Source organism: Micromonospora taraxaci, from assembly GCF_007830095.1.
Lineage (GTDB): Bacteria > Actinomycetota > Actinomycetes > Mycobacteriales > Micromonosporaceae > Micromonospora > Micromonospora taraxaci.
The window spans coordinates 5,603,000-5,616,305 of the sequence record NZ_VIWZ01000001.1 but is presented as its reverse complement, the minus strand read 5'-3'; the positions used below and the strand labels follow the sequence as shown (position 1 = coordinate 5,616,305).

At 68.9% G+C, this 13,306-nt stretch carries 14 protein-coding genes and 1 tRNA gene; 7 read left to right on the top strand and 8 right to left on the bottom strand.

Features of this window, described 5'->3' with window-relative positions; translation table 11 throughout:
• The gene (locus FHU34_RS25385; RefSeq protein WP_145784758.1) at positions 1-981 is read right to left on the bottom strand and encodes a helix-turn-helix transcriptional regulator; all 981 of its coding nucleotides are present in this window, start codon (positions 979-981) and stop codon (positions 1-3) included.
• A 203-nt stretch (positions 982-1,184) separates the two neighbouring features.
• Here FHU34_RS25385 and FHU34_RS25380 point away from each other — a divergent pair, with 203 nt between their 5' ends.
• Positions 1,185-1,961, top strand: coding sequence for a glucose 1-dehydrogenase (locus FHU34_RS25380; RefSeq protein ID WP_145784757.1), 777 nt, complete (start codon positions 1,185-1,187; stop codon positions 1,959-1,961).
• 111 nt (positions 1,962-2,072) lie between these two features.
• Here the strand turns inward: FHU34_RS25380 and FHU34_RS25375 are convergent, their stop codons facing one another.
• Positions 2,073-2,504 carry an SsgA family sporulation/cell division regulator gene (locus tag FHU34_RS25375; RefSeq protein ID WP_053653619.1) on the bottom strand — a complete coding sequence of 144 codons (432 nt, stop codon included), beginning with the start codon at positions 2,502-2,504 and terminating at the stop codon, positions 2,073-2,075.
• Between the two features lie 273 nt (positions 2,505-2,777).
• On the opposite strand from FHU34_RS25375, the gene FHU34_RS25370 reads away from it, so the two are divergent.
• From FHU34_RS25370 to FHU34_RS25345, 5 genes are all read left to right on the top strand, one after another.
• Positions 2,778-3,356 (top strand): TIGR02611 family protein, encoded by a 579-nt coding sequence (locus tag FHU34_RS25370; protein WP_208745075.1) that lies wholly within the window; start codon positions 2,778-2,780, stop codon positions 3,354-3,356.
• Positions 3,357-3,406: 50 nt separating this feature from the next.
• Positions 3,407-3,478 (top strand) — tRNA-Val (locus FHU34_RS25365).
• 874 nt (positions 3,479-4,352) lie between these two features.
• The gene (locus FHU34_RS25360; RefSeq protein WP_244311829.1) at positions 4,353-5,252 is read left to right on the top strand and encodes a trypsin-like serine peptidase; all 900 of its coding nucleotides are present in this window, start codon (positions 4,353-4,355) and stop codon (positions 5,250-5,252) included.
• 57 nt (positions 5,253-5,309) lie between these two features.
• Positions 5,310-5,687, top strand: a complete 378-nt coding sequence (locus FHU34_RS25355; protein ID WP_244311828.1) for a hypothetical protein — start codon at positions 5,310-5,312, stop codon at positions 5,685-5,687.
• A 622-nt stretch (positions 5,688-6,309) separates the two neighbouring features.
• Complete coding sequence (locus FHU34_RS25345; protein ID WP_244311827.1) at positions 6,310-8,196, top strand: hypothetical protein; 1,887 nt, start codon at positions 6,310-6,312, stop codon at positions 8,194-8,196.
• Between the two features lie 85 nt (positions 8,197-8,281).
• On the opposite strand, the gene FHU34_RS25340 is transcribed toward FHU34_RS25345, so the two are convergent.
• From FHU34_RS25340 to FHU34_RS25315, 6 genes are all read right to left on the bottom strand, one after another.
• Complete coding sequence (locus FHU34_RS25340) at positions 8,282-9,097, bottom strand: NAD-dependent epimerase/dehydratase family protein (RefSeq protein ID WP_145784753.1); 816 nt, start codon at positions 9,095-9,097, stop codon at positions 8,282-8,284.
• Positions 9,098-9,112: 15 nt separating this feature from the next.
• A complete protein-coding gene (locus FHU34_RS25335; RefSeq protein WP_145784752.1) occupies positions 9,113-9,517 on the bottom strand; it encodes a cupin domain-containing protein in 405 nt (134 codons plus the stop codon).
• A 41-nt stretch (positions 9,518-9,558) separates the two neighbouring features.
• Complete coding sequence (pdxR, locus tag FHU34_RS25330; protein WP_145784751.1) at positions 9,559-10,956, bottom strand: MocR-like pyridoxine biosynthesis transcription factor PdxR; 1,398 nt, start codon at positions 10,954-10,956, stop codon at positions 9,559-9,561.
• 40 nt (positions 10,957-10,996) lie between these two features.
• Positions 10,997-11,881, bottom strand: coding sequence for an RNA polymerase sigma factor SigJ (gene sigJ / locus FHU34_RS25325; protein ID WP_145784750.1), 885 nt, complete (start codon positions 11,879-11,881; stop codon positions 10,997-10,999).
• A gap of 112 nt (positions 11,882-11,993) precedes the next feature.
• Positions 11,994-12,353 (bottom strand): sigma factor, encoded by a 360-nt coding sequence (locus tag FHU34_RS34300; RefSeq protein ID WP_167524901.1) that lies wholly within the window; start codon positions 12,351-12,353, stop codon positions 11,994-11,996.
• 29 nt (positions 12,354-12,382) lie between these two features.
• Positions 12,383-12,817, bottom strand: a complete 435-nt coding sequence (locus FHU34_RS25315; RefSeq protein WP_145784748.1) for a hypothetical protein — start codon at positions 12,815-12,817, stop codon at positions 12,383-12,385.
• Positions 12,818-13,054: 237 nt separating this feature from the next.
• Between FHU34_RS25315 and FHU34_RS25310 the strand changes: the two genes are divergently transcribed.
• On the top strand, positions 13,055-13,264 hold the full coding sequence (locus FHU34_RS25310) for a hypothetical protein (RefSeq protein ID WP_145784747.1): 210 nt from the start codon (positions 13,055-13,057) through the stop codon (positions 13,262-13,264).
• The last annotated feature ends 42 nt before the right edge of the window (positions 13,265-13,306 follow it).

Below are 13,306 nucleotides of genomic sequence, written 5' to 3'. Positions count from 1 at the left end.
TCATGCCCGGCCGGTGTCGCCCGTCGGTGCGCTGGGCGACCCGCGTCGCGTGGCGTGGCCGCCGTTCGTCGTGCCGACGGCGCGGAACCTGCCGCCGTTGGCGCCGCTGGGCTCGGCCGGAGGCCGGGGCCGGACCACCCGGGCGGCGGGCTGATCCCTGGCGGCGCGGAACGCGCCGGGGCTGACCCCGACCTCCCGGGTGAAGAAGCGGCCGAAGTTCGTGGGTTCGGAGAAGCCGAGGTGCCGACCGATCTGGGCGATCGGCTGGTCGGTCGCGGCGAGTAGCCGGCCGGCCTGCAACGCGACCCGCTCGTCGATGACCTGCTTGGCGCTGCGACCTGTGACGGCCAGGCAGGCCCGGGTCAGGGTCCGCACCGAGCAGCGGAGGCTGGCCGCGTAGTCCTCCACCCGCCGGGTGTGCGGGTAGCCGTGCTCCACCTCCCGCCGGAACCTGTGGAACGTCTCGTCCTCGGGTCGGGGCGTCGACCGGTCGGCGTTCGCCAGGGCCAGCCGCAGCAGCAGCACGGCCAGTTGGTGACGGAGCAGCGCGCGGGCGGTGAGGCTGTCGGGGTGTCGTTGACAGTCCACAGCCAGTTGGCTCACCTCGCTGATCACCGCGTCCTCGTCCTCACCGGCCAACTGCCGCCAGGTCACCGGTGTGTCCAGTTCGACGCCGAAACCGCGCAACGCCTCGGGTGCCCACGCGACCACTGTGGCGTCGAACTGCCGGCCGGCGCAGCGCAGCACCTGGCCGGCGCGGACCCGCAGCAGCGTGCCGGGCCGACAGGGGAGCAGGTGGAAGTCGAGTTCGGCGTCGCCGTGCCCACGCGTGGTGAGGATCAGCAGTTCCCGTTCGACGATCACCGGTCGACGCCAGCCCGGGGAACCGGAGAGGTCGGCCAGCGCGAACGTGGCAATCTCGTCGGGCACGGGTGACGCCGTTCCGATCGATGACGCGGGGGCGGGATCGGTGGAGACCATCGCCTGCGACGGTAGCCCGAACCGCAGGTCATCGCATCCCGGTCGGTCTGCGCGCCGGAGTCAACGCGTCGGCGCGGGCTTGTCGTGGTCCCGTGACCGGGCTACGTTACCCGGCGGTAGCGCTGTTTGGTCCGACGGTCCGGCCGACGCACCGTCGGTCGACCGACCGGCCGGCGGCCCCGCCGACACGCGATGGGATGGGCATGACTCAACTGTTCTCGGTCGAAGGCAAGACGGTCCTGGTCACCGGCGGGTCGCGGGGGATCGGCCTGATGATCGCCCAGGGCTTCGTCCGTGCCGGCGCGCACGTCGTCATCTCGTCCCGCAAGGCCGACGTGTGCGAGGCGGTCGCCAAGGAACTCTCCGCCGAGGGTCGCTGCGAGGCCATCCCCGCCGACCTGAGCGACGACACCGGCGCCGAGACGCTCGCCGCCGCCGTGCGTGAACGCTTCGACCGGCTCGACGTGCTGGTCAACAACGCGGGTGCCACCTGGGGTGCGCCGCTGGAGAACTACCCGGAGGCCGCGTTCGACAAGCTCTGGGCGGTCAACGTCAAGGCCGTCTTCCGGCTCACCACCGCGCTGCTGCCGGCGCTCCGCGCCGCCGCCAACGCCGACGACCCGGCCCGCGTGATCAACATCGGGTCGATCGACGGCATCCGGGTGCCGTGGATGGAGGTGTACGCGTACTCGGCCACCAAGGCCGCCGTACACATGCTCACCCGCAGCCTGGCCCACCAACTGGCCGGCGAGCAGATCACCGTCAACGCGATCGCGCCCGGCCCGTTCGAGAGCAAGATGATGGCGTTCGCGCTCGACGACCCGGAGAGCCGGGCCGCCATCGAGCAGCAGGTGCCGCTGGGCCGCATCGGCCGCCCGGAGGACATGGCCGGCGCCGCCATCTACCTCGCCTCGCGCGCCGGCGCGTACCTCACCGGCGCGGTCATTCCCGTCGACGGAGGCATCACCACGCACGGCTGAGCACCGGCTGGCCCGGGTGAGGCTGTCCGCGTACCCCCAGGTGTGCCAGGGCCGCGCGGACTCGGCAGATCCGCGCGGCCCCGGGTTGGCCGGTGTTGCTCTTTCGGGCGGTCAGCGACCGGCGAGCAGCCGGGTCACCGCCGTGTCGACGTCCAGGTGCTCGGCCTCACGGCCGCGCGGGACGACGACGTACGTCCGTCGAAGGAAACGCACCAGGACGCTGCGCGGCACCTCGAAGAGGGCGTTGCCGTCCGGTGACGAGAGGGCCAGCGCGACGAAATCGCCGCGCGGTGTGGCCCAGGGCCAGACCCGCACATCCCCGATGCCGGCCGGCTCGTCCAGGCCGGTGACCAGAAGTTCGCGAGCGAACGACCAACTCACCGCCTCGCCCCCGGCCGATTCGGCATGGAACAGGACATGGACCGCATACGGGTCAGCAGGGTCGTAACGCAGACTGGCACGCACCGGCAAGGCGGTGGCGTCAGGCGCGACGAGCCTTAGCGACGTCTCGACCTCTACGGTCGTCGGTCGGATGACACTCATGGACGTTCTCCCCCCGGCACCGCTGCGGAACGCGCGTGTCCCGCTTTTCCCATACTCAGGTGCTACTCCTGGCTACGCTCCGCCATACGCTGACTTCACCCAGTGGTGGGAAGGGGGACGGAAAGGCCGCGTGAATGTGAGGATTCATGTAGGATTTCCGGTTCTGCCCAGTGCGTGATCCCGCCCGGCATCGGGTGGCTCAGTCGTCGACTTACTCCGGTAACGTCCAGTCGGGCGTTGCAGTGACGGGCCCGAGCGACACTGGGGGGTGAAATGGTGGCGAAGCGATCCTCAGTGGATCCGGCGACAGCGCCCGGCCCGCCGAACGTCGCGGTCCGAGTAGCCGAAAAGCGGGGGTACGAAGTGCCGATGGAACAGCCCGAACGGGCCGATCGGCCGGGGCTCGATGCCGGCCGTGCCGGTGGGATCCTCGTCGTCGCGGACCGGCCGCGCCGACCACGCTGGCGTGAACGGATCTCGATGACCCTCGACCTCATCCGAGCCAACCCCACCGGCCGCATCGCACTCAAGATCTTCATTGCGATCGCCGGGGCGCTCGTGGTGACCATCGGCATCGCCCTCATCCCGCTACCCGGGCCGGGCTGGCTGCTGGTCATCGCCGGGCTGGGCATCTGGGCCGTCGAATACCACTGGGCGCGCCGGCTGCTCGGCTTCACCCGCCGACACGTCCACGGCTGGACGCAGTGGGTGACGCGACAGTCACTCGGCGTGCGAATCGTGCTCGGCTCCGTCGGCCTCGTCTTCGTCGCCACAGTGGTCTGGCTGTCCCTCAAGTACAGCCTCGGCATCGACGTGATCGCCGAGGCGATGCACTACCTCGCGACGCACTGACCCCGGATTTCCGGTCCGGTTCCACGATCGGGTAGAGTCAGTGTCGCTGAGGGCGATTAGCTCAGTGGGAGAGCGCTTCGTTCACACCGAAGAGGTCGCTGGTTCGATACCAGCATCGCCCACTCTCAGTTTTCGCAGGTCAGAAGCCCGTTACCGGAGTGGTCGGTAACGGGCTTCGCCGTATGTGCGGCTTGCATTGGGAGCAGATTGGGGGCGGCTGCGAAGGTCATGATCAGCTGCCGATCAACGAACCTCGTCCTACACCGTCCATGGATCAGCGGGTGGAACCGCCCAATGAGGAGGACGGGGCGGGCGATTGACGCCATGACGTTCTGGTTGCCGCTGGCGTGCACCCGCGGGCATTCCCCAGCCGCTCGGCTTGGCGAAGTAGGTTCGCGCCGGTGCGGCATCAACGTGCCGTTGACGCCGATCACGGTGTCGGTGACGCTCGCGGCGGTCACCGCCACCGCGATGGTTGCGCGGATCCCTTGCTCATGCCGACTCACCGGCCTGGCTGCGGGTGCGGGTCGTCGAGCACGTCGGCCGCCCGGTGGCGCACATGACGGACGGCACGAGGCTGTGTCCAAGGACACATTGATGTTTGTGCATGCAGGTCACACTGATTCGATCTCTCTCGGTAGCCCTTCGCGCACTTGCTGTTCATGAAATAGCATAGATGTATAACGATTCCTTCGGTAGCTTCACCTCTCGATGGCAGCCGTCGCCGAGCGGCATGAAGACGGCTTCGAGAGCGCCGGAAACGGTTGCTGAACAGGGGGAGTCAGCCGGATGGATTCGTCAACCACAATCCGTTGTCCGAGAAGCCTGAGACGCCTGGGGGCCGCCGCACTGGCTGCGGCCGTCGCAACAATCGCCTTACTCACCGCCCCCGCCGGCGCTCCCGCCGGTGCGGACCCCTCGCCGGCCCGGATCAGCGGCTCCGATCTGAGCACCAGCAGTGCGCCTGCCCCGGTGCGGCTGCCGGGTGACAAAGCGGTGCGCAACTACACGCCCGCACAGTTGAAGTCGTTCGAGCGCACCGGCGGAGACCCCGAGGTGTTGGCGTACTGGACGCCGGAACGGATGAAGGCAGCCAGGTCGCTGGATGCCCCCGGAGATGCGGAATGGGTCGAGAACAAGGCCCGAGCCGTGGCCAGCAAGGCGGCCGAGGTCGCGGCGAAGCCGGTGGCCGCTCGGATCTCGCAGAGTGTGACCAACGCGCCGCCGCCGGTGACGAACTTCTCGATCACCAACGGCAAGTTGTTCATCGGTGGCTACGAAAGTGGCTCGTGGTGCTCGGCGTCAGCGATCAACACGTCGTCCAAGCGGGTGCTGATCACCGCCGGTCACTGTGTCCATGACGGACAAGGCGGCACCTGGCTGCAGAACCTCGTCTTCGTGCCGGGATACAACGCCTTCAACGCCGACCACGACCCGGTCGGCCGCTTCCAGGCGTACTGGCTGCGGACCTTCAACGAGTGGATCAACAACAGCAACCTCAACCGGGACGTCGGCTTCGTGACCACCTACTCCGGCGGCGACTGGAACACGACAGTCGTCAACACCATCGGTGGGCACGGCCTGGTCTACAACGGTGGCACCGAGTTCGACACGTCGATCTTCGGATATCCGAGCAACCGTGACGGCGGCAACGTCATGTGGGCTTGCTGGGGCACTGCCACCGACAACAGCATCTTGGACAACAGGTCCAAGATAACCTGCAACTTCGGAGGTGGCTCCTCGGGCGGACCGTGGACCTGGAATTACGACAACGCCAGCGGACTCGGGTCGGTCCGCTCGGTCATGTCCACCGTGAACAGCGAGGGCGTCAACAAGGGGCCATACTTCGACCAGGCTGTCGTCGACGCGATGAATGCCGCCAACGCTGATTGGTAAGTTGAGTCGATGAGAATGCGGCCACCACTTCCACTGGCTGTCTGGCTGCTGGCTGTGGTGGCCGCACTGAGCGCCTGTGGCTCCGCAGCCGAGCCCGGCAGCGACACGTCGGGCGTCCGAGCGCCGACCGGACCGACACGGCCGAAAGCGTTGCCGACCCGGAGTGACCTGATCGACGCGCAGGTTGTTCAGTGGCGCGACTGGCGCAGTGTCGACGATCGAACCATCGAGGTCACCGTGACGGCCGGACCGGCCGACTGTTACGGCGCCGACCCGGAAGTGACAGAGAGTGAAACGGTGGTGCGCCTCCGGATCCGCGTCGGACTGCTACCCGAGGCGGCCGGCAAGGAATGCCCGGCAATCGCCAAGGAGACGGTGGTCCCGGTGCGACTCACCTCCGCCCTGGGCAACCGCACGGTCGAGCCTCTGAGCTGAGCGCGGGTGTGCCGCTCATCGGTCACGAATCCGCCTTCGAGGCGGGCCTGGCCCTCATCCTCGGCGGTCTCGTCGCCCGAGTGTCGACCACAGGCCGCTGACCGTTGACCGAGTAAAAGGAGCGGGAACGGTCTGCCGGGCCACGGTTCGTCGCGGTAGGGCGGGGTACACCGCCGCCAGTGGCGAGGGGCCCCGGCTGGGTCACCCGGCTTTGCCGCCGAAAATGCTCCGGGAGGGGCCGATGTCGGGTGCATCAGCGCGGTCGAGCGGGCCGGAGATGTCCGACGACGTGGTGGAGCTGCGTGTACACGGGGCTGCCAACACAAGCGCTGGCCAGGTTTTGGAGGTTTCGGAGGTAGAGCAGGTCGCCGGCGACCGCAGCGGGGGTTTTTACCGGCCCCGCCGCCACTGTTCGTGCAGCAGCGGCGAACGGGTGACGGTGGAGGCGTACCGCTGGGCTGATCTGCCCTCCGGAACCGTGGTCCGAACACTCTCGCTGGTGTTCCTACTGCCGTTCATGCTGGCCAACCTGGCGATTTGGATGCGACCGGCGAACCCTGGCTCGGATGCGATAGTCAGATCCCTGTGCCGGTTACTAGCGCTCACAATCACCGCGCTGTATGTGCTCGCCTTTGCCGGCGTCGCGTTGGACCTGGTCGCGTGGAAGTGCATGGGCTCGGCACACTGCCTGGCCGGGCGCACCTGGTTGTCCTGGTTGGGTGGGCAACCAGTGGGCCTGCGCCTCGCGGTGCTCGCGGTGGTTCCGGCCATCGCCATCGGCCTGCTCTGGCGGGCCAGCACGCGACCAGGGAAAATGTTCGACGCGTTCCGCGCTCCCGCGGACGAGGTCTCCGAGCATCGACTCAGCGGGATCGGCCAATGGGACGCCGGGCCACTGGTGGGTCGGCTGCGCTCGATTCACGTCGCGGCGGCGTTCGCGACACTGGACGTCACTCTGCTCGCCGCCCGCGCCGCAACCGGTGCCTCGGCGAGCACCATCGCGCTGGCCGTGGCCGCCGGGACCGTGCTGACCACCTGCGTGGTCCTGCTCTGCGTACCCCCGTTGATCGACCGGGCTGCCTCGAATCAGCGACTGGACCGAATCACCCGCACGGCGCGGACGGTCGCCGTGGCCCTGACCGTTGTGGTGACAGTCCACGTCCTGGCTAGCCCCGCGCCGTGGCATGAGGGGGGCGGATTACCCGGCTACGGCGCCATTCTCACCTCGCTGTTCGTCTCGCAGACGATTCTGCTGGCCATCCTCGGGGCTGTGTTGCTCTGGGGCCGGGACCGGCGGCGGGACGCCATCCCGCTGCTCGGGCTGGGCGCACTAGTGATCGCGGCCAGCGCGGTCAGTCTGGCGGTGGCGGTGTCCGGCGAGCTGGTCTACCGGGTGGCGGATTTCCTGGACCGCGACGCCCCGACCGGAGAGGGCTTGGCCTCCGGTCTGCCACCGGCACTCACCTGGGCGATCTTCGGGTTTTTCCGGACAGTGCTGTTCACGCTGGTAGTAGCCGTTCCGGTAATCCTCATCTCCCGACGCCGCCGACTCCGTGCCGCGGCGGCGGTCGTAGCCTGCGACTACCCGGGCCGCCCGCCCGGAGCAGCGCCCCGACTGCGGCAGGTGCAGAAGGCGATAGCCAGGGCTCGTTTCACGGAGAGACTGATCCCCTTGGCGGTGGTCTACGCCTGTTTGGCCGGGGTCGGTACGGCCACCACCACCCTCGGTCTGCTGGAGTTACTCCCGAACGAATCTGTGCAGCGGTACGCACGGCTGCCCGGCGATCTGATCACCTTCTCCATCGCGTTCGGGAGCTGGGGGATCGCCGCGATCATCCTCGGTCTGATCATCGGCGGAATCTTCGCCTACCGGACAGTCGAATTCAGGCGCCACGTTGGTGTCCTGTGGGACCTGGGCACGTTCTGGCCCCGGGCCGCCCACCCGTTCGCACCACCCTGCTACGCAGAACGAGCCGTGCCGGAGCTGACCCGACGAATCACGTACCTGGTCGGACGCGGCAACCTCGTGCTGCTCACCGCACACAGCCACGGTTCGGTCCTGGCCGCCGCGACAGTGCTCCAGTTACCGCCCCAGGTCAGCAGCGGAGTCGCTCTCCTCACCCATGGGTCACCACTGAGCCGCCTCTACGCGCGACTGTTCCCCGCCTTCGTCGACGACGAGGTGCTGCACGAGATCGGTGCTCGCGTCGGGTGGCGGTGGGTGAACCTGTGGCGCGACACCGACTCGATTGGCGGCTGGATATTCAGCGCCCACCGGAGAGCCGCGCCGGTCACCGCCGGCCAGCCCGCGGCAACAGTGGACCGCCGGCTCCGAGATCCCGCCGATGTGGTGCCGCTGCCTGGCGACAGTGTTCCGCCACCGATTCAGGGACACCGCCCATCTGGATCGGACCGGCGGTACGCCGAGGCCGCCCGCGAGTTGATCGAGCGCCTTCGCCAGCCGATGGGCTCACGGCCGCGCCCGGGCGACCCGCCGACCGGCCATTGACCGACCCGGGGGGGGGGGGGGGGGGGGGTGACGCGGGCGCGCCCGATGTACGTGAGCTCCCTCGGCGAGGTGGGCGCCCCCCGGTTCACAGGGTGGCGAATCCCTTTCGCCAAGAGGGATGGGCCGGTACCCAGCCGACGTGTGTGCGGGCGAACTGGTTGCTCGCTCCCCGCGCCCAGCCGTGCCGCTCGCCCGCCGTCACCGGAGGTGCTGGGACGCCGGCCGCCGCGCAGAACGCGGGCACCCACTGCGAGGCGGCGGCGGGCTCGTCGTCGCAGACGTTGACGACGCCGGCCGGCCACTCCAGTGCCGCGGCCGCGGCAGCGACGGCGTCGTCGACATGCAGCAGGCTGCTCACGTCCGCGTCGGCGGGGACCCTGCCGGCGGCGGCGAACTGGGCCATCAGACCGTCGCGGGCGTACCAGGTGTCAGGGCCGTAGAGGGTGCCGTACCTCAGCACGACCCACTCGGGCACCTCCCGGACGGCGGATTCGAGCGCGGCGACACCGGCCACACTGGTCTGTCGCGGCTCTTCGGCGCCGAGGTCGAGCGGGGTCTCTTCGGTCGCGGGATCGGCGCCCGGCTCGTACGCCCAGGCGATGCTCTGAGCCACGATCCGGCGTACCCCGGCAGCGAGCGCCGCGTCGACCAGATTGCGGGTCCCGTCCCGACGCAGCCGCGCATTGGCGGCGAGGTCGCCCGTGCTCAGACTGGTCAGCTGGTGCATCACGACGTCCGGCCGGGCGTCGCGAACCGCTGCCACCACCGCGTCGCGGTCGAGCACGTCGACAGCGAGCGGGCCGTTGCGGGCCAACCCGATGACCTCATGCCCCTGGGCGGTCAGGAGCGGTTCGAGCCGGCGGCCAATGACGCCGGTCGAACCGGCGAGAACGATACGCATGACTGTGCTTCTCCGTCAGTTCGGCCGGAATGTGCGGCGGTCTTTGCGCTGTTCGAGCTCCTCAGGGCTCACCAGCACCAGCATTTCCCGGCCGGGCGCGCACACCATGACGACCAGGAATTTGCTCACCCGATCGGGCAGGTTGTTGGCGGACCGGTAGTGGATGACGTCGCCGCCAGGCTCCCAGAACGCCTCGCCAGCCTTGATCACCCGTTCGGGCTCGCCCTCCAACTCGAAGATCATCTCGCCCTCGAGCATGTAGCCGAAGACCGGTCCGGAGTGCCGGTGTGGTGGCGTGCCCGGGTCGCCCGGTGGCAGTTCGATCGTCGCTGTCATTACATGCGAGCCCTGGGGCAGTTCCGGCGGCATCGCCGTGCCCAGCAGCACGACCTCGTTGTTCCCGATGTTCATTGTCTGCATGGATCGAACGTATCTCTGACCGGACCAACGGGATGGACCAGTTAGGGAGCAGCCTGTTGGACCAGTTGGCAAAGTCCGGACAGTGCCTCCTGCCACGCATGAGCCGGTGGCGCCGCGTACCCGAGGACCAGGGCCGCCGCCTGCCGCTCATCCACCGGATCGTGCCAGTAGGCGTTGCTGTGCAGGCCGATCAGGTGCAGCCCTCGGCGGCGACCGGCCTGAATCAGCCAGCGCTCCTGTGCCGCGGACGCCAGCGGCAGCAGTGCGTGCATGCCGGCCGCGATGCCCTCCAGTGGGGTCTGCGTCACCTCGGCCAGGCGGCTGGCCAGCTCGGTCCGGCGGCGCCGGTAGGTCAGGCGCATGCGGCGGATGTGCCGGTCGTAGTCGCCGTGCGCGAGCAGGTCGGCCATGGCCAGCTGGTCGATCGCGGAGACGGCGGCACCGGCCTCCAGGATCGTCGTCGTCAGTTCGCGACGCAGAGGCTCGGGCACGACGAACCAGCCCAGGCGGATGCCCGGCGCCAGCGACTTGCTCGTGCTGCCGGCGTACACGATTCGCTCTGGCGCTAACGCCTGCATGGCGCCCACCGGCCGCTGGTCGTAGCGGAACTCGCCGTCGTAGTCGTCCTCGATCAGGATCGCGTCGCGCTCCCGTGCCCAGGCGATGAGCCGGTAGCGGTGGCCGGGAGCGAGAACCACGCCGGTCGGGTGCTGGTGCGCCGGGGTGAGCAGCGCGGCCTGACCCGCCGCGTCGTCGGGGTTGGCGCCGCCTGCGCCGACAGTGAGCGGGGTAACCGTCAGGCCCGCGGCGCGAAGCACCATGCGGTGCGGGGCCAGACCGGGGTTCTCGGTGGCGATGGCGCGTACGCCGCGGCGGTGCAGCGTTCGCGCCAGCAGGGAGAGACCCTGGGTGAAGCCCGCCGTGATCACCACCGCGTCCGGGTCGCAGAGAACTCCACGGGTGCGCGCGAGATAACCGGCCACCGCCATCCGCAACTCCGGCAGCCCCGTCGGCTCGGGGTAGTCCAGCGTGCCGCGGGAAGCCGTTGTCAGCGCCCGGCGGACACTGTCCGCCCAAGCCGTTCGAGGGAACGAACCGAGATCGGGAATGCCCGGCCGCAACTCGATCATCGGGCCGGGCGTGGGCGACGGCCGCGGTTGCCCGCGCGAGACGGGCGGGTCATGGAGCACGTCCGCGACCCGGGTGCCCGAGCCGGGTGCCGCCACCAGCCACCCTTCCGCCACCAACTGCGCGTACGCCTGCACCACAGTGCCCCGGGCCAAGCCCAGGTCTGCGGCTAGGCTCCGGCTCCCCGGTAGACGCGACCCGGCCCGCAGCCGGCCGGTCCGAATGCTCTCCCGTAACGCGCTTTCCAGCGAACGACCCGGGAAACCCGCACCCCGATCGAACTCCAGATGTAGGTCAAGCGACTTCGCCACGAAGCAACGATCTCACCGTCCTACTCGATGGTGCGTTCGGTCAGCGCTGGAACTGGGTTAGTTTCTGTGGGTTGAGGATGATGAACAGTCGTTCGATTCCGGCGGGGGATGCCTCGATGGTGACCAACGCAATCGCTGTTCCGCGCCGTGAGGCGAGGAGCGCGGCCTGGCCGTTGGATTCGACGATCTCCAGTGAGACACCGTCGCCGAACTTCCGCATCAGTCCCAGGACGTAACGCGCGACGTTGTCACGTCCGACGATGGGCACCTGGGCCGCCCGCACGAAGCCGCCGCCGTCGGCGTAGGAGGTGGCTGTTTCGGCGAGCAGTTCCTCAAGCCGGGTCAGCTCACCGGAGCGGGCGGCGGCAAGAATGGCCCGCAGCAGTCGATCGTGGTCAGCGCGCGCGACCCGAACGCGCCGCTGCTGGACCAGGTGCGTGCGGGCGCGTCGACCGAGTTGCCGTGCGTACGCCTCGCTGACGTCGAGCACCTCCCCGATGCGCCGAAACGGGTAGTCGAACGCCTCGCGCAGCACGTACACCGCTCGCTCGGTCGGGGTGAGCCGTTCCAACAGGAGCAGCACGGCGAGTTCGAGTGACTCGGTGCGTTCGGCCTGCAGCGTTGGGTCGGCGGCGGTGTCGACGGGCTCGGGTAGCCACGGTCCGGGATACAGCTCGCGTCGGGCGTGAGCCGAGGTCGCAGCGTTCAGAGCGAGCCGGGAAGTCGTCGTTACCAGGAACCCGACAGGGTCCCGTACCTGGCTGCGATCGGTCTGTTGCCACCGAAGCCAGGCCTCCTGCACGACGTCCTCGGCCTCTGCGACACTTCCGAGCATCCGGTAGGCGATGCCGAAGAGCCGCGGACGGACCGCGCCGAACACCTCCAACGCACCGACCAGCGCCCCATCTGTCCCTTGCCCCACCATGACCGCCCGCCTCGTCGCTTCTGTCCCTGAACATGCAGGTGAGCTCGAACCGAATCCGCTGTTGCCGCTGCCGTTGGGCACCAGCGCAGACGGATACCCCTGCGGCGCCGGACTACAGCATCGGCGCATCGCGCCAGTTACCCCACCGCTGAGGCGTAGGGTCCGCGACACGGGGGCGGCCCGCTGGATCAGCGGTGGGGCCACCGGCTCGGGGCGGCGACGATTCGAGCAGACCGACACAGACCCGAACGAGCGTGCCGACGAGCCAGGTGAAAGGGTTGTCGATGCGATCCCTTTGGTCCTCCGGCATCGTGTACCAACCGGTATACGTCTCTCTCACCGCCTGTTCGGCGGCGCCGACCGAACCGACCAGGTGAAATGCGAGGTTCTTGAGGAGGCGTCGTTCGGCCACGACGACGCAGAACGCACTGGGTAGAGCGTTCGACCGGAATTGCCGGCGATTTTCGGACATCATCGTTCTCCAGTGGTCGACGGCCCGGCTCAGCGCACGGCCCGAGCCGGGGCAGAACCCCGCCGGACCGCTCCGCGGTCACGCAGCACCGTCAGCAGGATGATCAGCAGGCCGGCGAGCGCCACGGCCGCGTTTGCGGTGGTGAGGAGGATCGCCTCGCCTACGGTTGCCCCCACCATGTTCGTCAGGTGGTAGAAGAAGTGCGGCAACGCGAAGACCGAATAGGCGCCAGCGGCCGGGATGACGAAATGGGCCTTGGGTTTGACCGCCGCGATGCCCAACAGCAGGGCGATCGCCAATGATGCCGTGCCGAAGTCCCGCGCGTAGTGCTCGCTGAACGGTGGCGTGAGATCCACCGTCGGGAAGTTCGCGTAGAAGCTGGCCGGCCAGATCGCGTTCCACGCCCCGACCACGAAGTTGTCGACGAACAAGATCGCCAGCGCGATACGGATGCTGAAGGTCATGGATCGGTACTCCTTGCGCTCTGCCGGCTCGGCGTCCAGGTGTCGCCCGCGATGCGCCAGCCGATGTAGCTGCAGACCCTGGATGCCCGCCGTGGTGGACGAGTTTCACCAGTACGGACCAGGCGCGGCTCCGATTCGTGACAGCTGGCTCAGCGGCCAGCTCCGCTGTCACGAATCGGAGGGCCGCTCGGTCCAGTTCGCAGATGCCCCAGTGGTTGGCAACGGAGGAGGCACGCCATGAAGAAGGACGCTCCGGCGCGCGTGACCGGCGACTCAGACAACCGCCGGCTGCCTCGCGCTCGTCGTGCCGGTGCGGCGCTCGCGACAGCGCCCGCCCGGGTCGAGGTGGTGTTCGCCGCCGAGATCACGTCCGGCAGCACGGTCACGATCAGGGACCACACGGGGAAGGACCGGGTACGCGGTCGGCCCGAGGGCTTCACCCATTAGGGCCTCCCGCCCAGTTTGAACCCCGTGAGAAGTGTCGGAGAG

Bases quoted from the DNA above. Each gene is read 5' to 3' on its own strand.
- FHU34_RS25380 (WP_145784757.1), top strand. From the start codon at position 1,185: ATGACTCAACTGTTCTCGGTCGAAGGCAAGACGGTCCTGGTCACCGGC.
- FHU34_RS25310 (WP_145784747.1), top strand. From the start codon at position 13,055: ATGAAGAAGGACGCTCCGGCGCGCGTGACCGGCGACTCAGACAACCGC.
- FHU34_RS25375 (WP_053653619.1), bottom strand. From the start codon at position 2,504: ATGAGTGTCATCCGACCGACGACCGTAGAGGTCGAGACGTCGCTAAGG.
- FHU34_RS25335 (WP_145784752.1), bottom strand. From the start codon at position 9,517: ATGCAGACAATGAACATCGGGAACAACGAGGTCGTGCTGCTGGGCACG.
- FHU34_RS25385 (WP_145784758.1), bottom strand. From the start codon at position 981: ATGGTCTCCACCGATCCCGCCCCCGCGTCATCGATCGGAACGGCGTCA.
- FHU34_RS25370 (WP_208745075.1), top strand. From the start codon at position 2,778: ATGGTGGCGAAGCGATCCTCAGTGGATCCGGCGACAGCGCCCGGCCCG.
- FHU34_RS25340 (WP_145784753.1), bottom strand. From the start codon at position 9,097: ATGCGTATCGTTCTCGCCGGTTCGACCGGCGTCATTGGCCGCCGGCTC.
- FHU34_RS34300 (WP_167524901.1), bottom strand. From the start codon at position 12,353: ATGTCCGAAAATCGCCGGCAATTCCGGTCGAACGCTCTACCCAGTGCG.
- FHU34_RS25315 (WP_145784748.1), bottom strand. From the start codon at position 12,817: ATGACCTTCAGCATCCGTATCGCGCTGGCGATCTTGTTCGTCGACAAC.
- sigJ (WP_145784750.1), bottom strand. From the start codon at position 11,881: ATGGTGGGGCAAGGGACAGATGGGGCGCTGGTCGGTGCGTTGGAGGTG.